Origin of the sequence: Psychromonas sp. (genome assembly GCF_047632955.1) — a bacterium.
In the GTDB taxonomy this organism is placed as follows: domain Bacteria; phylum Pseudomonadota; class Gammaproteobacteria; order Enterobacterales; family Psychromonadaceae; genus Psychromonas.
Genome location: NZ_JBLIED010000007.1, coordinates 63,212 through 83,247 on the forward strand (window position 1 = coordinate 63,212; position 20,036 = coordinate 83,247).

The window sequence follows — 20,036 nt, forward strand, 5'->3', positions numbered from 1 at the left end:
TAACTTACTTTGAACAATCCTCTACTCCTGAATCTCTCCCCCATTATTTACGACAGTTCAGTGTCATTCTGCGCGCCCTTTCCCTTTCTAGCTGCTCCCTAAAAATACAATTCTTTATAATTAATAGCGATAACTAACGCAAACAACAGATACATAGCGATATATATAAAAAGCGACCGTTTTGTTGATCTAGGTCTGTTGCATAGCTCTGGGATAATGTTTATTCTTCCCCTGCTTAAATCAAAACTAACAAAAGGCAGCACATCGATTTACTGAAACAGAAACAGAAATAACAATAAGTTCCTCGATAAAACACTCTGAAGTTCAGGGTAAAAACAGATACCCGTTAACAATAAAATTAGTTATTCAGTCAATATTGACGCTGAAATAGATTTTCCTATCAGCATTAGCGAGATAGATATCTAAAAGTGTCCACACAATTTTACAGGAGGTAACATGACACGAGCAGGAAGTGGCATTCAAGCCGTTGATTTAGCGGTTGAACCATTTGGTTGGTTATTATTAGCAATATTTATCGTAGGATATTACTTTATTGCTGCAGAAGAAAAATACCATATAAACAAAGCTAAACCGGCATTGTTTACCGGCACATTTATGTTCATGTTGCTCGGCGGTTATTACGCCGTTAATGGACTAGATTTTTCAGCCTTTGACACAGAAATAGCACATCTGATACTGGAAATTGCAGAGATTTTCTTCTTCTTATTTGTCGCAATGACCTTTATTGAAGCACTTATTGAGAGAAATGTTTTTGATGCTTTAAAAGAAAAGCTGCTCAAAGCTGGATATAACTATAAAAAGCTCTTCTGGGTAACCGGATTATTAGCCTTTTTCATCTCTCCCGTTGCAGATAACTTAACCACAGCGCTTATTCTTTCAACCGTCCTTATTACCATAGAAAAAAACAACAAGGCTTTCTTAGTACCTGCTGCAATCAATATAGTCGTCGCGGCGAATGCCGGCGGTGCCTGGTCTCCCTTTGGTGATATTACAACACTGATGGCATGGTCTGCGGGTAAGGGAGGATTTATTGATTTCATATTTTTATTCCCTTCTGCTGTTGTTGGTTGGGGTGTTACCGCCTTCTTACTTTCACGTTTTGTACCGGAAGGATCTCCTCAAAAAATTGAAGGGGCAGAGCCCGTTCATATTCACAAGGGTGGTAAAGTAATTATCGGTCTGGGTATATTTACTATCGCTTCAGCCGTTTTAGGCAAGCAGCTTATGCACTTACCGCCTATGTGGGGAATGTTATTCGGTCTTTCACTTTTACAACTTTATGCATACACACTTAAAAAATATCATGACCACGACATTCAGATTTATAAATCTGTTTCAAAAGTTGAAAATGACACACTGCTGTTTTTCTTCGGTATATTAGCAGCCGTTGGTGCACTTCACTTTGCCGGTTTCTTAGGTCATGCGGTTAAGTTATATACCATGTTTAATCCAATGTACGTCAATATGGGTGTCGGTTTCTTGTCGGCAATTGTTGATAATGTGCCGGTTATGTCTGCCGTTTTAAAAGCGTCTCCGGATATTCCTTTAGCACAATGGATGCTGGTGACGTTAACCGCCGGTGTTGGTGGTAGCATGATCTCTTTCGGCTCTGCCGCAGGTGTTGGTGTAATGGGCAAACTTAAAGGTGTATATACCTTTGGTGCGCACATGAAATACTCATGGACGATAGTTATCGGTTACTTTGTATCCGTTGCTGTTTGGTATACTCAATATGAAGTTTTAGGCTTTTATATTAAACCCGCAGTGCAAGCCGTTGCTGGTCACTAAATAAAAAATTTGTTCTCAGGCTTTGCTTGAGAACATCCCCCTATTGCTACTCAAATCGAAACTCAAAGCTCGCAGCTGAAAGCTTGATCCTTAAGCCTCTATTCTTTTTGCATAAACCAAAAGCACGATGCCTGTAAAAACGATGAATGCGGTTAAATAAAGAGCAGCGTCATAATCACCAAAATATTCAATCAGAGCGACGCAATAAAGGGGCGCGGTTACCTGCCCTACACCATAAGTCGCGGTCATTGCTCCCATCAGAACAACCGGGTTTTTGGCAGCCAGCCTACCGCCAAGGTTCATAAACAGAGCAACAAGCCCTATAAAAGTCCCTCCGTATAAAATGCCACTGAGTAAATTTAAATACATATTATTGGTCAATGCCGGAATAAGAATACCGACCAGCTGAATAGACATAGCAACAATAATAATATTTATACTGCCGTATTTATGCGCTAACCTCATCCAGATAATAGAAGATGGAATGCCTGCAATGCCGACTAAAAGCCATGCCAAACTGCCATAACCATCAAGCCCGTCAAGAGAGTTTATAATATCAGGCAAAAATGTTCCCTGAACGACAAACCCCACCCCCTCGGCAAAATAGGCCAAAATAAGCAGTACCACATAAGGGGAAAAAATTGACTTTGAAAGTTTATGTTTGATAGCTTGTTGCTTGAGTTGTTTGTCAAAAGAGAGAATATACACAGAGTAAAAAGAGATAATAAAAGCGAATAAGCTCAAAACCAGCCAGGCATCACTCCAAGTTCCCCCGTGCAGCACATAGCGGCTTATTAAATCACTGACAACGATTGCAATGCCGATACCGCTGAAGTGTATTCCCATTGCTTTAGTTTTATCTTCAAAATTAAGCTTTACCATGACGATCGCGGTACCGACTATGATAAGCATGGCAGAACCGAATCCTGCAATCACTCTTGATACCAGCCAAAGGGTTTCATTTGTAGTTGTCGCTAAAACGAAGGTGGTCAACACACTAAGCACCATACCAATTCTAAAATATTTTACTTTGGTATTAATGTCCTTTATAAAAATAGAAAAAACCGCCCCGGCGAGATAACCTGCAAAGTTTAAGGAGGCTAAGATACCGGCATAGGTAAGGGTTAAAAAACCATCCAGCATAGAAGGTAGCAGAGATGTAAATGCAAATCTGCCGACCCCGATACCGACAACAATGGCTAATATTCCGGCCAAAAGAATGGCGATATTATTATTTCTATCCAGCAGTGTTTTTCTCAATGGGTCATCCTCGTCATTATCTGAAGCTAAGTTTCTAAAAATTCTATTTTTAACATCTTAGCGGTAACGACCGCTCTAACCCTATATTATATACATCTATTTTCTAACTTTTTAAATCAGTGAATAAAACCGGATACGGCGGTTATTGCAAAGTATATGGCTGTCTAGGCTTTGCTTGAGAACATCTATTCTCTTGTTACTCAATTCAAAAGTAATCCATCAGGCTAAGTATTTCATGGTGCCCGCTCTTATATAAAATCCACTCATTTTCTGTTCATTTAGGCTGATTAAAGGGGCAGATTTTTATAAAAATTTAAACGCAAAAATAATTTCTTTTAACCTGCAAAATTGATTAGATATTTATCGGATTTGGTGTAATAGTATTGTCAGACTGATTGCACTTCAAAGGAGAAGACAACAAATGGCTAAACATAAAAAAGTGCTAAAGGCGCCAGCGCCGAGCCCAAAACAACAACCAGTACAAAAACAGGCAGACCTTGCACGCGGTACGATCAACCACTGTGCATTGGCGGCACTGGTAACAAGCAAAGTTTTTTGCATGAGAGTCGTAAAAGCGAAGAAAGGCAAAGGCGCATTTAATCGTAAAGCAAAGCACTCTGGAAAAGAGTGTTATCAAATAGCGGCTTAATCTCCAGTTATTATTTGATAACACTTTTAAAAATGGTTTCAAAGCGCAGAACTAAAAGGTTAGAAGGCCAAAGATAACAGCCTGAAATCTGCAAGGAAAATCCCCCCCACACCCCGTCATTCCCGATTTTTTTATCGGGAATCTAGAACCAAAAGGCTGGACAGCCAATCTTTTTTTACAGTTTAGGCAAAAGGAAAGACCCTAGTCGCAAGTTCCAAGAACCGGTGCACACTTTATCATTTGGAACCGCGCCTTCAGGCGGGCTAATGTTTTGTAAAATATCCTATCAAAAATGCTTATACCCAACGCATAAATTTAATGCGTTGGGTATGATTCAACTCACATTGCTCGACGAATGGCGGCGTTATTTTCCTCATAATATAATACCAATTCAGCAGTGAAGAGCATGAGCTGTTTGCATTGATTAGTGGTAAAGTGATTAAACAAAAATAATAACTTAACAAGGTTAAAAATTTAGCTATGGGCCTCTTATCTCTTTTAATGCAAAACCCGGTAACATTTTTAATGTTAGCGATACCGCTTTTATATTCCATTATTTTTCATGAGATTGCACACGGGCTGGTTGCGTCGTGGTTTGGTGACAACACGGCAAAACGTTCCGGGCGATTAACCCTCAACCCTGTTGCACATATCGATCCGATTGGCACGCTGATGCTGTTGCTGGTTGGATTTGGCTGGGCTAAACCAGTACCGGTAAATTTCAACAATCTAAGACCTTCTAGGCTCGGTGTTATTTGTGTCGCACTTGCCGGTTGCACAATAAACATCATCATTGCAATGACCGCAATATTGTTGATGCAGTTTGACGTTTTTAATACAAGTTCGGTATTTTCAACGGTTTTACCTATTGTGGCAAAAATTAATATTATGCTGGCGGCCCTTAACTTAATCCCGATCCCCCCGCTTGATGGATCTAGAGTGCTGATGGAATTTCTGCCCAGGCAGTTGCAGGCAACGTTATCGCGGTTCGAACCCTATGGATTTTTGATCATCTTAATATTGCTTTATACCGGTTTCTTGTACCCTGTTATTAATGTTTTCGAGGATGTTATTTATAGCTTTATTTCGATATTTTTTGTTTAGTGATGAGTGGCAGGTTTGCTTAAACTTTGGGCTTATGAGTGAAATAATGAAAGGCTAGGCAGCCTAGTCAGCATCAAAGTTTAATGCTGTCTCAAACTACTTTTTTACTGGATAAGCTTGAACACTCCGATTAAACTATAAATCTTTCATCGGAACGAATTTCACTCACTTCTTGATAGCTTGATTTCATCCACCCATTTTTGATTTCACCCTCTATTCTATCAAAATCACCGATATGTGGTTTTATGTCTAACAGTGGTGTTCCATCAAGTATATCTATCCCCTGTACCGTCACTATATTTTTTTCCACACCGATAAGTTTAACGACAGAGAGTCCGATACTGTTGGGATGCATGGGTGTTCTAGTTGAGAACACCCCTCTTGAGGTATTGGTCTTATCATTAAAAGGTATGACGCTAAGGCTGTGCATCTCTATTTTATGAAAATAATAGATCAGATATACATGGCTAAAACCATCCAAATCTTTAAGTCCATCAATAAACTCATCTTTAAATTCAATCGTAGCATAAGTATCTTTTGCACCAACAGGTTGAACGGGCATATTCTTTAAATCACTAAATGGCGATCTAATAGTGGCAATTTGCTTTAAATTTATATTCATTTATTTTCCAAAACTCTTAACCTGAGCAAAGCAGATTCAAATTCGGTGCACTTTGTATGCTCGCCAGACAATCTTCACTGATAATAAGTAGCCTGCTGTCTTAAATCAATCAAGCTACATAAAATCCAATAACAGATTAACTAACAGATTAAACAGCCAATCCTTTTTTAAAACCTTTTTACGATTTTGCAAAAGGAAAGGCTTGGTCCTATGCCGATTAACCTCAGGCCTATTAACCCTATGCTTATTCGCTCCCAGGGCGCTTCTTTGCCATTAGCCGCACTTGCTATCACCACAGTTTAGACAAGTCAAACAGCCATCCATGGTGATCGCCGCTTTCTGGTGACACTTATTACACATGATAGCCGTATCAGGGAAGCTACCATTATTGCTTTCTTCGGTGGCATTTTTTGCCATCTGCGCTTTTTTTTCAGCGAGGTAGCGTTGCTGATGGACATCTGTTTCATCTTTGAGCATACCAATCCGCTTCATGTGTGTTTCGATCACAAAACCTATCTCGGCAACAATACTCGGCATATATTGCCCGGTACCGGGCTTGAAGTATCCGCCCTTCGGATCGAATACCGCTTTCAACTCATCGACCAGGAAGGTTGCATCACCGCCTTTACGAAATACCGCAGAGATCACTCGTGTCATTGCAACTACCCAAGCATAGTGCTCCATACTTTTAGAGTTGATGAAGATCTCGTAAAGGTGGACTTGTTCATGTTCAGTACCTTCATTGAGTAGCACATCATTGATGGTGATATAGAATGCATGCTCAGAAACCGGTGGTTTAATCTTATAGGTAGAGCCCATTAAAAAATCTGGGCGGGATACCGTTTCATTCATTTTCTGAACCTGATCTTCATTTTTATCTTCAGGTGCTACTTTCGGTTTTTGCTCGTTGCTGACAACCTTGTAGCCAACAATTTTTTTCTCTATTTTAATCGTCATAATGGATCCTTTCCTGCTTATAATTTTCCGTAGTAGCCTTCTTTTAGCGCTTCGAATAGGTTTGCTGCCGTATGTTCTTCGCCATCATAATCAATGTGATCATTACCCTTGAATGTTACCGTCGAGCCATCTTCGAGAGTGAATTCATACTGGGTATTTTCAAGATCCTTCTCTTTGACCAAAACCCCCTGAAATGCCTCGGGATTGAAGCGGAACGTTGTACAACCTTTTAACCCCTGTGAATGTGCATAGAGATAGATCCCTTTAAACTCTTCGTAGGAAATATCCGTTGCGACGTTGATCGTTTTAGAGATAGATGAATCGATCCAACGTTGGGCTGCGGCTTGAATATCAACGTGTTCGCTTGGAAGCACTTGCTCAGAACTGGTAAAATAATCTGGTAGGTCAGTTTCAGTGACGCTGCCGTCGATGAGTGAGCGATAAGCTAACATCTCAAACGAATAAACATCGACCGCCATCTTAGATTTTTTGCCCTCGGTGATAATATTACGCATGTATTTATGGGAGAAACTCGGCTCAATACCATTACTGACATTATTTGCAATCGACAGTGAAATCGTACCGGTAGGCGCAATAGAAGTATGGTGGGTAAAACGACAGCCCTTTTCTATCATTGCTTGAATCAGTTCAGGCTCTTCTTCGCCAATCTGTTGCATATAACGACTGTAAAGCGCATGCAGCACCTTGCCTTTGACTTTATCGCCAACTTTAATGCCGTTATCGACCATCTCTGGGCGTTTAGCTAACATCGCAGCACTGATTTCAAACTCTTCATCCATAATCGGCGCAGGACCTTTCTCTTCGGCCAATTCAACACCCGTACGCCAGCCCTGCAGCGCCATCTGTTTAGATGTTTCTTCAGTAAAGGCCACCGATTCTGCACCACCATAACGAATACCTAACATCGCCAGCGCTGAGCCCAAGCCAAGGAAACCCATGCCGTGACGACGTTTACGCATTAGTTCTTGTCGCTGTTCTTCCAGGGGCAGGCCATTAATCTCCACCACGTTATCGAGCAGACGGGTAAATACGGCTACGACTTTACGGAAACGATCCCAATCAAAACGGGCTTGATCACTAAAAGCATTATCAATAAATTTGGTCAGATTAATAGAGCCCAACAAACAAGCACCATAGGGAGGAAGTGGCTGTTCACCACAAGGGTTGGTTGCGCGAATATGCTCGCAGAACCAATTGTTATTCATCTCATTAACACGGTCGATCAGGATAAATCCCGGCTCAGCGAAATCGTAGGTTGATGCCATGATCACATCCCAAACTCGCGAAGCGCGCATATATTTGTAGACACGACAGGCTACCTGACCATTGTCGTTGAGGATATATTGCTGCTGTTTTGTGTATTCTAAATCAAAGGGGCTGTCGCGCCATACGATCTGCTCGCGATCATTAAGCACCAGGTTATCCGCTTCAACCTCTTTAGCTGTCGCAGGGAAACTAAGCGGCCATTGTGCGTCTTCTTTTACTGCGTTTATAAACTCTTCAGAGATCAGCAGTGAAAGGTTAAACTGGCGGAGTCGACCATCTTCACGCTTGGCACGGATAAACTCTAATACATCAGGGTGAGAGACATCAAAAGTCCCCATTTGCGCACCACGACGACCGCCAGCAGAGCTGATGGTACAACACATCTTATCAAAGATATCCATAAAGGAGAGCGGACCGGAGGTATAAGCGCCGGCGCCGGAAACGTAGGCATGGCTAGGGCGAAGAGTCGAAAACTCATAACCAATACCACAGCCGGCTTTCAAGGTTAAGCCCGCTTCATGAACCTTGCTAAGAATGCCATCCATAGAGTCTTCAATAATACCAGAAACGGTACAGTTGATAGTGGAGGTTGCAGGTTTATAAGCTTCAGCCCCGGCATTAGACGTGATACGACCAGCAGGGATAGCACCATTTTGCAGCGCCCAGAAAAAATCTTGCGTCCACCGATCCTGCTCGGCTTTGGTCTTCTCAACGGCAGCCGTTGCTTTCGCAACGCGCATAAATGTATCATCCAACGATTGATCGACAGGATTTCCGTGCTTGTCTTTTAAACGGTATTTTTTATCCCAGATATCCCAGGATGCGCCCTGTAGCGGTATCTCCTGAGCAGTTGTTGGGGATGTTTTTTTAAAGCTGGTTGAGGTCATGTCACTTTCCTTAGGAATGCCATATATAGTGTTTTATATGATAGCTGACACTATATGTTGTGTTTAAGCGAAAAAGTATAGCATATTGATAATTATTTTTTCGGGATATTGATGAGATATTTTTGGATTGCTGGTTTGTTATCGGTTGCACGGTAACCCTCGGCACCCTGCGGGCCAGAAAATCGGGAACATAGCTTTTTAAAAGATATATATTCATCTTACCTTAATGATTTTTACGGTTCAGGCAAAAGAAAGCCGCGACCCTATGGATTTTCCATCATCTTAATCTTGCTGTATACCAGTTTTTTGTACCTTGTCATCGATGTTGTCGAGAATGTTATTTATAGCTTCATTTCGATATTTTTTGTTAAGTAATGAGTCGCAGGTTTACTTAAGCCTCTAGGCTTATTGCATAGCTCAGGAATAGCGTTTATTCTTTCCATACTCAATGAAAACTAAGGCTAAAAAATGAAAGAGATGATCGTTAAAGACTTTATGAATGTTAATTTTGCGAAAATCAGTGACGACATGCCGGTCATTACAGCATCCATCGAGCTCATTAAAAAAGAAGCTCTGGGTGGTCCCGTTGTGGACAAAGAAAACAAACTGCTAGGCTGGATTTCCGAACAAGAGTGTTTACAAGTGGCAATCCAATTTGCCTATCACAACGAACGCGTTGCCCTTGTTAAAGATATTATGCGTAAAGACGTACTGAGCACCAAAGCGAATCAGTCGATTTTTTCTCTTGCAGAAAAGATGATAGGTACACAACCTAAAAACTATCCCGTTATCGACGACGACAACAAAGTAATTGGCGTGATCACCCGTCGCCGAGTTTTAAATGCCCTGCTCGGCCCGCTTTTCTAATAAAAAATCATGGGAAAAGTTATGGGTGTTTAACCTTCTCTAACCCACCTGCTTTAGTCGGTGCGTTAGAGTTTATTTTATCTTGAAGCCTCACTGCCTCAGCAAGTATTTCATCAGAAACTTTAGCTGCCCTAATTACATCAGATTCTATTCGAACCATAATAATTATTTGAAATAGTTCGATAGAATTAAAGTTCATAGATATTTTCTTCCCAACGTTTTTCTCTGAAAATTCCGTAAAATAAGAGGCTTTACTCGGAACAAGTTTTAATGCAATTTCCCTATCTTGGATATAAACATCTTCTACATCTTGATCATTTATATTCAATTTTATAAGTTCTGAATCTGCAGCAACGAGGCCAACCTGAAAGCACAATAATAAGCTAAATAAACACAGCGACTTTTTCATTTTGAGCCTTTAAATAATTAGAAAAACAACGGGCCTCTGATTCTAAATAGCATTAATAACAGGGGTTAATTGGCATTCCCTCGGCCAATAAAAGACAGGATAGCCAATTCTTTTTCTAAAAGCTTTTTTAGGATTTATGCAAAAGGAAAGACTTGGCCCCATGCCCTTCTTGAACTAAAAGGAAAAACGCAAGACTTAGCCCTATTTGCCGCTTTAGACCTGAGCCATCCCGTTACTTTGAACGAGTATTTTTTGGAGTGTTTTCCGAGTGATTTTGGTTTCTGTTAGCTTCACGTTTCACTAACAAAATAGTTAAATACATTTTTGTTGGCAAAGAAAAAATAAAACCGAATGCAATACAACTGGCGCTAATGATAATTCCGTTTGCTCCCAAAGAATCAATATATTCGCTATAGTTGTGAAGATATATACCTGTCAGCAACAATCCTAAGCCAATAAAAATAGACAACTTTAATAAAAATATTTGTTTATTTTCTGACATAAGCGTTTATACCAATTCCACTAATTAAGTGATCTATTTAGGCGCTGGAAAAATGCATGAAAGCAAGGCATTAATTGAAGTAACTAGTTGTTCTAATTATAAGATAAATAACGAAGCTAGCATATGTTTTAACCAGCATAAATGAGCAGAAAATTAATGGATTTGGTATTATGACCCTTTTAATCGTTATCCCTTGCACATATAGCCGTTAAGCAATATTTGGGATTTGGCTACCAACAAAAACAATGTAGCACAATGGCTAGAAAATACCGGGCAGCCAACTCTTTTTCTAAAAGCTTTTTACGATTTATGTAAAAGGAAAGACTTGATTCAATGACTATGATATTCCTAATAAAAGTAAAAATTTTATTTCTTTCTAACCTTTTACTTTCGGTATAGCTGTATTTAAATCAAATAACTTTAAAAAAATCAATTTGTTGTGAGATACTTATCATCATCATTTACATGCCCTATTAAAGTGATAAAAAGATAAATTTCATTACCACTCATCAACTCCTACTGAAAGGCTTTCGTTTTGATAATTAAGAATAAAGAAGTAACCACGTCCATTGATGTCAGACAATTAGCCGGCAATAAACAAGAACAAGATGTCGCCTTTTTCTTACGTAGAGCCTTCAAAGATCATGAAAAAGTATTTGTTTTTAATGACTTAAGAATTGAACACAATAACGAAGTGGCACAAATCGATCACTTGGTTTTATATGTCTATGGTTTCATTCTTATTGAATCTAAAAGTATCACTGGTGAAGTGAAAATCAATACCGATGAAGAATGGTCTCGCAGTTATAACGGTAAATGGGCGGGTATGCGTTCCCCTATAAAACAGGTCGAGTTACAACAAAAATTACTACGTGAGCTTCTCCATGAAAACCGTAAAATTATGCTAGATAAAATTATATTTGGAAAATTACAAACCACTTTTGGCGGACGTTGTTGGAACCAATTTTGTGCTATTTCAAGTAACGCGATAACTCATCGTGAACATATGCCAAAATCTGTATCTGACAAACTAGTGAAATCAGAATTTCTAATAGATAAACTCAATAAAATCATACCAGGTACTATTAAAAGCAGTCTATTTAAGTTTTCTAGTCAACCTTGGTTCGTAGATGATGAGCTAAAAAATATTTGTGACTTTTTGATGGGGCAGCACAAACCTATTTCTACTATTATGGAAGCTAGTGAAAAGAATGTACAACATATAATCGCTGAACAAGTTCAACAAAAAACAGCAAAATCACACGATGAAAGAACTATTAACTCAGAGCCAATTAAAACGCTTAAAGCAATTCAATCCACCAGCACATTAGTAATGTTATCCTGTAAAAAATGTAACAACACAGTGAATTTGCAAGCTGCCTGGGGGAAATATGGTTATTACGTTAAATGCCCAATTTGCGAAACCAATACCGCAATGAAAAGCGCTTGCCCAAGTTGCAACAGTAAAAATACTAAAGTGAGCAAAAAGAAAGCGTATTACCACCTTATCTGCCAAGAATGCAGTAACCGTAGCGAAATTTTTGTTGAAAATTAACGCTTAACAACCGCAAACTAGCATTCTTTAAAATCGTTACGGGAACGATTAAATAAATATCCGATAAGCATTAATTGCTAACTTATTATTCCCCTTTTATTCGTACGCATAATACATAGGCTTTCATGAATCAAACTGGTATCTACGAACAACTTATTACTCAACTCGTTGAACAAAACCTTGACCGCGAAAAATTTTATGTGGGCGAACGGCAGTTAGAGGCGAATGAGGCGACAACTTGGTTATCACGATTTCTCACCCGGCTTATCGAACTGACTATGGATTCCGTTCCACAAAGTACTCACCGAATTAGTGAGCAAATTTCATTAGCCAACACTATCATTCGCTGGCTAAGCGAACATCTTCAAGACTCTGAAATTATCAGCGAGAACTTACTCGATAGCCAAGGAAAAATTTTAACCGCCCTTTTTGATAAAACCAATGCAATAGCAGCCGACCTACCCAAATATGTTGAATCTATCATTCCTATTACAGGGCTCACTCAAAGTGAGCTGTTTTCTGGCAGCAACGCCGGTATCTCACTTGATTCAGAATTAAAACGTGAAATACAATCCTCTGATAAGATCTATTGGTTAGTCTCATTTATTAAATGGTCTGGCCTTCGCATACTTCAAAAAGAGTTAGAAGCCTTTACCCGCAGTGGCAAAGAATTAAAAGTGATCACCACTTCTTATATGGGTGCAACCGATGCAAAGGCGGTTGAATTTTTAGCCTCGCTGCCTAATACCGAGGTCAAGCTCAGTTACAATACCAGCCGCGAACGACTGCATGCAAAATCCTATCTGTTTATGCGCGACACAAACTTTCACACTGGTTACATAGGCTCATCTAACCTATCTTATTCGGCATTAACCAAAGGCTTAGAATGGAACTTAAAAATCACTTCACAAGAGATTCCGCATATTATTGAGAAGTCACTCAATACCTTTAAAACCTATTGGGAATCACCTGATTTTGAAATTTTTAATGGTGATCTGGCAAGCCGCGACAAATTAAAACAAGCACTGCAAACAGATCGAGGTGATTTTAGTGCCAATACTCCAAGCCATTACTTTGATATAACACCTCATTCCCACCAGCAAACTATTTTAGACAAATTACAGGTTGAAAGAGAACTCCACCAGCGTTATAAAAACCTTATTGTAGCGGCCACGGGAACAGGTAAAACGATCATCTCCGCATTTGATTTTGCACGTTTTTACCAAAGTAATCCCGATGCTAAATTTCTATTTATTGCTCATAGAGAAGAGATATTAAAACAAGCATTAGGGGCATTTAGAGGCGTACTTAAAAACAGTGATTTTGGTGAATTATGGGTAGGGGGTCATCAACCAAGCAGTTACAAACACCTATTTGCTTCGATTATGAGTTTGAATAATCAAATCGACGAGCTAAAACTAAGCAAAGACTATTTTGATTATATCGTTATTGATGAAGTACATCATATTGCAGCCAACAGTTATCGAGCAGTATTAGCTCATTTTCAGCCACAGATATTATTAGGCTTAACCGCAACACCTGAGCGCCATGATGGTGTCGATATCCTATCTGACTTTTGCAATGTTATCGCGGCTGAAATTCGTTTACCGGAAGCGATTAACCAACGTCATTTATCACCCTTTCAATATTTTGGCATTGATGATGACACCGACTTAAGCAGAATAACTTGGTCTAAAGGCGGTTACGATATCGCTGAACTCACTAAGGTGTATACCCATAATGATCAGAGGGTGTTTCGTATTCTGCAAAGCCTAGATGAAATCATTACAGATATTAGTATGATGCGCGCCTTAGCATTTTGTGTCAGTCGTGATCACGCTAAATTTATGGAACAAAAATTCACACTGAAAGGAATAAAGTGCGACATTTTAACCAGTGATAATAGCAAAGACCGAGAAATACAGCAGCAACGCCTTAAAAGTAGAGAAATCAATATCTTGTTTGTGGTCGATATCTTTAATGAAGGTGTTGATATTCCGGAGCTTGATACCCTGCTATTTTTACGCCCCACTGAAAGCCTCACCATTTTTCTGCAACAACTGGGTCGCGGTCTACGACTAACCGATGGCAAAGAGTGTTGTACCATACTTGATTTTGTTGGTAACTCTCGCCCTGAATATGACTTTTCACAAAAATTCAGGGCGTTAGTAGGTAAAACAAATCAGCCGATCGCCAAAGAAATTAAACAAGATTTCCCACACTTACCCATTGGTTGTCGCATTGAATTACAGAAAAAAACCCAAGCGATAATCTTAAAAAACATCAGCCAAGCAACTCTTACTAAAAATAAGTTAATACGGGATATTACCCACTTTCAACACATCACCAACCTGCCCTTAACGCTAACTAATTTTTTATATATTCACCCCAATATAACATTAGAGGATATCTACAAAGTTAAACTCGGACGCCCTTCAAATTGCGGCGGCTGGCAAGCCTTGATCGCAGCAATTAAAAAAAATGAGGACAACGACACAACTCCAGCACTCTATGCAGCCTATTATCGCGCTATTAATAACCGCTTGCTAAACTGCACTTCCATTTCATATCTGCGCTTTTTACAGTGCTTATGTAAAAACAATTTTATTTTTAATGAAAATGACAATACAAGCCACAGTGCAAAACAAAACCAACTCTTTGCGCTGATGTGCCACTATGATTTTTGGGATAAAACAGGCGCACAACTTGGGGTAAAATTACTAATCGAAAGTTTACAAGCACTGCATAATACAAGCTTACAACATGAGCTTAACGAAGTGTTATCGCTGCTGATTGAACGTTTAGCGATAAACGAATTTGCGATGCCAACGGGGAACAATAAAACCGTGAATACTTCACCACTGAAGATGCACGTACGCCATCCCAAAGAGCATATTATGGTAGCTTTTGGTGATAGCACCTTTAATAGAAAATCATCTAGCCGCGAAGGTGTGTTAAACCTGCCCGCAATAAATACCGAACTGTTATTTGTGACCCTCAATAAGTGCGAGAAACAATTTTCACCAACCACTATGTACCATGACTTTGCCATAAGTCCCACTCTATTCCATTGGCAAACGCAAAATAGCGCAAAGCCGACTTCAGGCAAAGGTCTTGCTTATATCACCCAAAAACAGACCCGTAAAACAATACTACTTTTTGTTCGCGAACAAGCCAAAGATGAAAATGGCCGCACTATGGGTTTTGTAAATTTTGGGCCAGTGGAATTTGTAAAATATGAGGGCAGCCAGCCAATGAATATCACATGGAAACTTGCCAAACCAATGCCAGCTTACTTGTGGCATGACACTGCGAAGTTAGCGGTTGGTTAGGACAGAGTAAGAAACAGCATAATGTAAGTTGAAATATTTATGGTGTAACACTTTTACGTTTAGGCGAACGGCACAAAGCAATCCGACAGTTATTTACACATCAAATCTCTTTCGACTATAAGATCTTTATTCTTATTCCCCATTGTTTTTAAAATGAGTAAGTTACACTGTTTCTCTTTTTTTCGTTGCTTAGTCTTCTTTTTGGGATTAGATATTGTAGCTATAACGGGTTGGTAATTTACTGATGCATTACAATACATGTTTTTAGTTTTTTTTATTTTCCAATTTGAATCATCGCGTTTAGTTAACTCTTTGCAAAGTTTGCTAAAAAGAGATTTTGCTTTAACAGTGCATTTAGAGAAAGTAGGTGTTCCTTGGCTGTAGGAAGAACAAACAGTATTATTTTTTACCTTCCACATCTGGTATTGAAACGAAATACTCATATCTTCATATTGTATAAATTCAGTTTTAAGCTCTGTTCCATAAATATCAGAAACCTGTAAATGAACATTGGTTGTTGCAGCCGAAATATAGGCCGCTAGAAAAGCTGATACTGGATCCATTACATATCCTTATGTTTATTAACCAAATTAGCGGTAGCTATCATCATGCACTGAAATAGTTATAGCCATCTTGTTTTAACTGACATCGCAATATATTAAATCAGTTACCAATCACCGTCCTACACTGAGGGAAATTACTGCATCCCCAAAATTGATTGCCTGTATTTTTACCTTTTTTCGCTTCACGTAAAATCATCACAGTTCCACATTTTGGACATAACTTTTGTTCAATATCAGAGTGTTCTACAACCACTTTAGGTATCTGTTTTGCTGTAATAATCGTTTTTACATGCTTTATATGCTGTAAATTTGTTTTCAAACCACGGGTTAAGCGACCCGCTTCAATCGCCGTTACTATTTCGTTAACTTGCTCAGCGGTATAATGAGTCTCATGTTTGCTTTTGATGTATTCCACACAACCTCGGGCATAAGTGACATTTTCAGGCATCCTAGTTTTAAAGGTGCTGTCTCCAATAAACACAATCACAGAATAAATATGCTCACTTGGTATGGCTAAACAGCTTGCTAACGTTTGTGTGTGTTTGTAATTTTGATGCAGCGGGTTTTGAAACTTTCCAGTGTATTTAAAAATCTTTTGTGTCCACTGTTTTTGTTTGGCATTACCAAAGATCCACCCTTTCATATTCTTGGTTTCAATAACAAATACACCGAACTTCGACACCACAATATGATCTATTTGAGTCGTTCCATCATCCGTTGGTAAAGTGACATTTTTGATCAAGGTGTATTGATCTTTTGGCAGGAATGTTTTTAATAAAAAATTAACCAAAAACTCGCCTAACACGCCTTTAAACCAAGCCGATTTTAATACAACAATCAGAAGAAATAACGAGAAAAAATACCAATAAGCACTTAATGCGTTAAATATGAGAGGAGTTAAATCCATTTTAAATCCTTGGTGGTTAGATAAAAGGCAAAGGGAAAGATTTGATCCCAGAACTATTGCTGGCTTGATCCACCATTTTTAATTTAGTGTTAAATTCGTTCGCAGCTAAAAGAATTTTTTACAGTTCTATGCATATATGATCCCTTTGAATCAGAATTCATAAGTTCTTCATATACATAAGCAGGTACGTCAAAATACTGATAAAGACCACTATTAAACTCAACTTCGAGCGTAGATGTATCTTTATCGTATCCAACTGAAACGAGATTACTTGAATCTACTGACATTCTTTCCATTAGTTATGTTCCCTATATTGTTTAAGTAAGATTACTTCTTTGGTTTGGTATCTTGCAAACGCCAGCAGTTAACTAACGATTTGAAGTCTGATGGCTGAAATTCTTTCGACCAACTTTCAGCTATTTTAGGATCTTTGCTATCTGGAAATTGTCCTTCTTGAGGAATTCTGAATTTGAATCTCATAGGTAATTTTGCGGCTTCACCAGTGACTATAGCTTCGCCAGTTCTTAATATAGGTAAAGCATCTATAATGCCTGAAAGCCCATCAGCCATCGCTGATTTGACCCTTGCTCTATCGGTTGCATTATTTATTCTCAACGAAAATAAAGTCCCACATTGAGATAAAATAGTTTCATCGATTTCAGAAGGCCTCTGACTTACTAGCATTGTACCGACACCAAATTTGCGACCTTCTTTAGCTATTCGACGAACCATATTTTTTGCTAGCCCATTATTGTCAATAGATAAATATCGATGTGCTTCTTCCATAACTAATAATAAAGGATTTTTATTCATTCCATCGTCTAGATAACGCCCCCATATAGCCGATTCAAATAACACCTCGATGACTGAACCAAGTAGCAACTCTAAGCGAGAAGATGGCATTCCAGATAAGTCAAGGATAGAAATTGGTTTCCCATTACTTAACCAAGTACTAATTAATTCATGTAAGTCTTTTTGTATTTCGTTGTGTATATCAGGAGTCCAATCACCTGGCTTTAATAAAAATGAGTACTGATCATCTAAAAGTATTGACCGCATCTGCTCTAATTGTTTCCGCCACAGTTGATTGCCTCCTTTGAATGGAGGTTTACTTGCCGTACCAGGAGGGTTAAATACAGGTGCAATGAGATCTTCAGCACATCCTTTATTCATATAAGAGGAATTTGTTTTTTCTTTTTCTAGATAATTAACATTGTCATAATGAACTAAGTCATACCAAATCTTTTTCAGTCGAAATGGCAGAGGAGTCATTGCAGTTACTTTCACAGGATCAATATTTAGTTCTACACGCTTTTCTGCATAGCCCCTTTTTTCTTCGAGGACTAACTCCATAAATTTATTGCTCAAACTTTCATTTTGACCACAAAGAAAGCTACATAAACTATAAGGTGAAACACACCAATAAGGAATATAGAAATTTTTTTCTCCTGCAATTGGTGTAATAGAATAAACAGTAGCAATATCCCATAGCGCAGAAGCATATTCACCATGTATGTCGAATAATACAACTCTCGCTGAAGGCATCACGACATCATTTCCATGTGAAGTAATTATTGCTCGTAAAAGGCTTGCTACACTAGTAGATTTACCAGATCCAGTTGAACCTAGAACCGCTGAATGCCTGCTTACTAAACTGTCCAAGTCAACACTTACGTTGATACTGTCGGAGCTAGATAGTTTTCCAATAACTATTTTCCTATCATTTTTTTCACCATAAATCTTTTTCAGATCATCTTCAGTAACCAAATGGACTTCTTCAGATATTGATGGAAATTGGCTAATCCCCCTTTCGAAATCATAACCGATTGACTCACCAACAAGTTCTACTTTAATTAATCTTTTTTCATTAAAAAGTTTACTTTCATCGTCACGGGAAGATGTTTCACTTGTTTCCGATATCACACCAAACAAATTGTTATAGCCTTGAGGAATACGGACAAAACTACCCACTTGCCCAATTCGATATGTTTTTCCTTCGATGATTAATAAGCCAGACCTAACTTGTGGAGTTAATTCTACGCTAACCGAAGAACCATACACTGAAGTTATTTTTCCTAAATAAGTTGGATTATGATTCATTTTCTTCACCTAGAATTGATTTGATATCCGCGACGCTTTTCCCTCCCCCTGAATTAGCTAAAAATTTTGCAAATTTAACAAAATCGCCTAAATGAAACTGCTCATTATCCCAGTATTCTTTCCTGATTATTTCCCAGTTTTTACTGGGTTCTTCACCTATTTTCCATTTAGCTTCAACTCCGTTAATTACAGCTCCATCTTTACAATACACGCTTATATTAGGCCGACGGCGCGCGGCTTCTATTGCGGACGGCTCATCCACCAAGTCATTGAACTGAAATGCAAATATCGCAGACGATTGATTTTCAGAAAGACATTCATCCAGTTTTGCTGTGATATGAGCGTCCGCAAATGAAAATCCAGTTGTTAGTAATAAACTATCCGGTTCAAGCAAGAAATTTTTTAGTCTGTCAAACAAAGATGAAAAAGGGGCAGACTGTGTTTGGTCATATTTAATATGAGAGGGGTATACCATTGTACCTTCATCTGTTCCATCTCCACGGATAACTTCATTTTTAGCATTTTTAGACCAATTAATAGAACCATGTAATTTCCATAACCGTATCCATCTCGCAGGCATATCATTACTAGAGATACTGGATGGATCAAAGAAGGCTGCTTTGGATCCGGAAAAACCATCAAAATATGGCGTTCTTGCTTTTTCCATTGCTTCTTCTGCTAACAGATCATAGTTTGTTGTAAAAATTTCCACAGCATAATCGCGGTTAATTCCATTGATCCAAGAAATTAGATGTGAATAAGGGTTTTCACCATCAGGTAATGATTTATTAACTACTTCTTTAATCTTTTTACAAATGGTTATTGAAAGAGTTTTATATCCGTCACTATTCAAACCATGAACTTTGGCTTCACCGATAACCTCGGCAAGTGATCTAACACGAGAGAGAACCTGTTCAATATTATTATTTGATAGTGAATCAGCGATAGCATTAAATGCAATGACATCATCTCCAGCTAAGCTCTCTTTAACTATTTCAGTAAGTCCTGCTATATCGGGAATTAGTGACTTCCAAGTTTTTTCATTACCTACATTTATGCTTACTGGCGCACCAGCCCCCAGTAGGATTCCGATCTTCTTTTTGCTATGAGTTAATACATGTTGAAAATCATACATGTACTGATCCGGATTATGCACTGTAGTAGTCATATCTTGCCTCAATTAGTATTCTTAAAATTATTATTGGTCAATTAACTATGCCGAAGAA

At 38.7% G+C, this 20,036-nt stretch carries 17 protein-coding genes; 6 read left to right on the top strand and 11 right to left on the bottom strand.

Annotated elements, in window-relative coordinates; translation table 11 throughout:
* The first annotated feature begins 456 nt into the window (after window positions 1–456).
* Window positions 457–1,809, top strand: a complete 1,353-nt coding sequence (gene nhaD / locus ACJAZP_RS06945) for a sodium:proton antiporter NhaD (RefSeq protein WP_415230016.1) — start codon at window positions 457–459, stop codon at window positions 1,807–1,809.
* Between the two features lie 90 nt (window positions 1,810–1,899).
* Here the strand turns inward: nhaD and ACJAZP_RS06950 are convergent, their stop codons facing one another.
* A complete protein-coding gene (locus ACJAZP_RS06950; RefSeq protein ID WP_415230017.1) occupies window positions 1,900–3,069 on the bottom strand; it encodes a YbfB/YjiJ family MFS transporter in 1,170 nt (389 codons plus the stop codon).
* 421 nt (window positions 3,070–3,490) lie between these two features.
* Between ACJAZP_RS06950 and arfA the strand changes: the two genes are divergently transcribed.
* Window positions 3,491–3,718, top strand: a complete 228-nt coding sequence (arfA, locus tag ACJAZP_RS06955) for an alternative ribosome rescue factor ArfA (protein WP_415230018.1) — start codon at window positions 3,491–3,493, stop codon at window positions 3,716–3,718.
* 525 nt (window positions 3,719–4,243) lie between these two features.
* The gene (locus ACJAZP_RS06960; RefSeq protein ID WP_415230019.1) at window positions 4,244–4,822 is read left to right on the top strand and encodes a site-2 protease family protein; all 579 of its coding nucleotides are present in this window, start codon (window positions 4,244–4,246) and stop codon (window positions 4,820–4,822) included.
* Window positions 4,823–4,952: 130 nt separating this feature from the next.
* Here the strand turns inward: ACJAZP_RS06960 and tsaA are convergent, their stop codons facing one another.
* The 3 genes from tsaA to ACJAZP_RS06975 all read right to left on the bottom strand — a co-directional run bounded on the left by tsaA (window position 4,953) and on the right by ACJAZP_RS06975 (window position 8,575).
* The gene (gene tsaA, locus ACJAZP_RS06965) at window positions 4,953–5,444 is read right to left on the bottom strand and encodes a tRNA (N6-threonylcarbamoyladenosine(37)-N6)-methyltransferase TrmO (RefSeq protein WP_415230020.1); all 492 of its coding nucleotides are present in this window, start codon (window positions 5,442–5,444) and stop codon (window positions 4,953–4,955) included.
* Between the two features lie 273 nt (window positions 5,445–5,717).
* Window positions 5,718–6,401, bottom strand: a complete 684-nt coding sequence (locus ACJAZP_RS06970; RefSeq protein WP_415230021.1) for a hypothetical protein — start codon at window positions 6,399–6,401, stop codon at window positions 5,718–5,720.
* 17 nt (window positions 6,402–6,418) lie between these two features.
* Window positions 6,419–8,575 carry an adenosylcobalamin-dependent ribonucleoside-diphosphate reductase gene (locus ACJAZP_RS06975; protein WP_415230022.1) on the bottom strand — a complete coding sequence of 719 codons (2,157 nt, stop codon included), beginning with the start codon at window positions 8,573–8,575 and terminating at the stop codon, window positions 6,419–6,421.
* A gap of 468 nt (window positions 8,576–9,043) precedes the next feature.
* Here ACJAZP_RS06975 and ACJAZP_RS06980 point away from each other — a divergent pair, with 468 nt between their 5' ends.
* The gene (locus ACJAZP_RS06980; RefSeq protein ID WP_415230023.1) at window positions 9,044–9,442 is read left to right on the top strand and encodes a CBS domain-containing protein; all 399 of its coding nucleotides are present in this window, start codon (window positions 9,044–9,046) and stop codon (window positions 9,440–9,442) included.
* A gap of 19 nt (window positions 9,443–9,461) precedes the next feature.
* Here the strand turns inward: ACJAZP_RS06980 and ACJAZP_RS06985 are convergent, their stop codons facing one another.
* Together ACJAZP_RS06985 and ACJAZP_RS06990 are read right to left on the bottom strand one after the other, a co-directional pair.
* Window positions 9,462–9,851: a hypothetical protein gene (locus tag ACJAZP_RS06985; protein ID WP_415230024.1), complete on the bottom strand. Its 390-nt coding sequence runs from the start codon at window positions 9,849–9,851 to the stop codon at window positions 9,462–9,464.
* Window positions 9,852–10,083: 232 nt separating this feature from the next.
* Complete coding sequence (locus tag ACJAZP_RS06990) at window positions 10,084–10,353, bottom strand: hypothetical protein (protein WP_415230025.1); 270 nt, start codon at window positions 10,351–10,353, stop codon at window positions 10,084–10,086.
* 535 nt (window positions 10,354–10,888) lie between these two features.
* Here ACJAZP_RS06990 and ACJAZP_RS06995 point away from each other — a divergent pair.
* Complete coding sequence (locus ACJAZP_RS06995) at window positions 10,889–11,908, top strand: NERD domain-containing protein (protein ID WP_415230026.1); 1,020 nt, start codon at window positions 10,889–10,891, stop codon at window positions 11,906–11,908.
* A gap of 125 nt (window positions 11,909–12,033) precedes the next feature.
* The gene (locus ACJAZP_RS07000) at window positions 12,034–15,240 is read left to right on the top strand and encodes a DUF3427 domain-containing protein (RefSeq protein ID WP_415230027.1); all 3,207 of its coding nucleotides are present in this window, start codon (window positions 12,034–12,036) and stop codon (window positions 15,238–15,240) included.
* Window positions 15,241–15,329: 89 nt separating this feature from the next.
* Here ACJAZP_RS07000 and ACJAZP_RS07005 read toward each other — a convergent pair whose 3' ends face one another.
* The 5 genes from ACJAZP_RS07005 to ACJAZP_RS07025 form a co-directional block, all read right to left on the bottom strand.
* On the bottom strand, window positions 15,330–15,803 hold the full coding sequence (locus tag ACJAZP_RS07005) for a hypothetical protein (RefSeq protein WP_415230028.1): 474 nt from the start codon (window positions 15,801–15,803) through the stop codon (window positions 15,330–15,332).
* A 100-nt stretch (window positions 15,804–15,903) separates the two neighbouring features.
* On the bottom strand, window positions 15,904–16,710 hold the full coding sequence (locus ACJAZP_RS07010; protein ID WP_415230029.1) for an NERD domain-containing protein: 807 nt from the start codon (window positions 16,708–16,710) through the stop codon (window positions 15,904–15,906).
* 89 nt (window positions 16,711–16,799) lie between these two features.
* Window positions 16,800–17,006, bottom strand: a complete 207-nt coding sequence (locus ACJAZP_RS07015; protein ID WP_415230030.1) for a KTSC domain-containing protein — start codon at window positions 17,004–17,006, stop codon at window positions 16,800–16,802.
* 31 nt (window positions 17,007–17,037) lie between these two features.
* Window positions 17,038–18,810, bottom strand: coding sequence for an ATP-binding protein (locus ACJAZP_RS07020; protein WP_415230031.1), 1,773 nt, complete (start codon window positions 18,808–18,810; stop codon window positions 17,038–17,040).
* Window positions 18,800–19,978, bottom strand: a complete 1,179-nt coding sequence (locus ACJAZP_RS07025; protein WP_415230032.1) for an SIR2 family protein — start codon at window positions 19,976–19,978, stop codon at window positions 18,800–18,802. Before ACJAZP_RS07025 ends, ACJAZP_RS07020 begins: the two co-directional genes overlap by 11 nt.
* Window positions 19,979–20,036 lie beyond the last annotated feature (58 nt).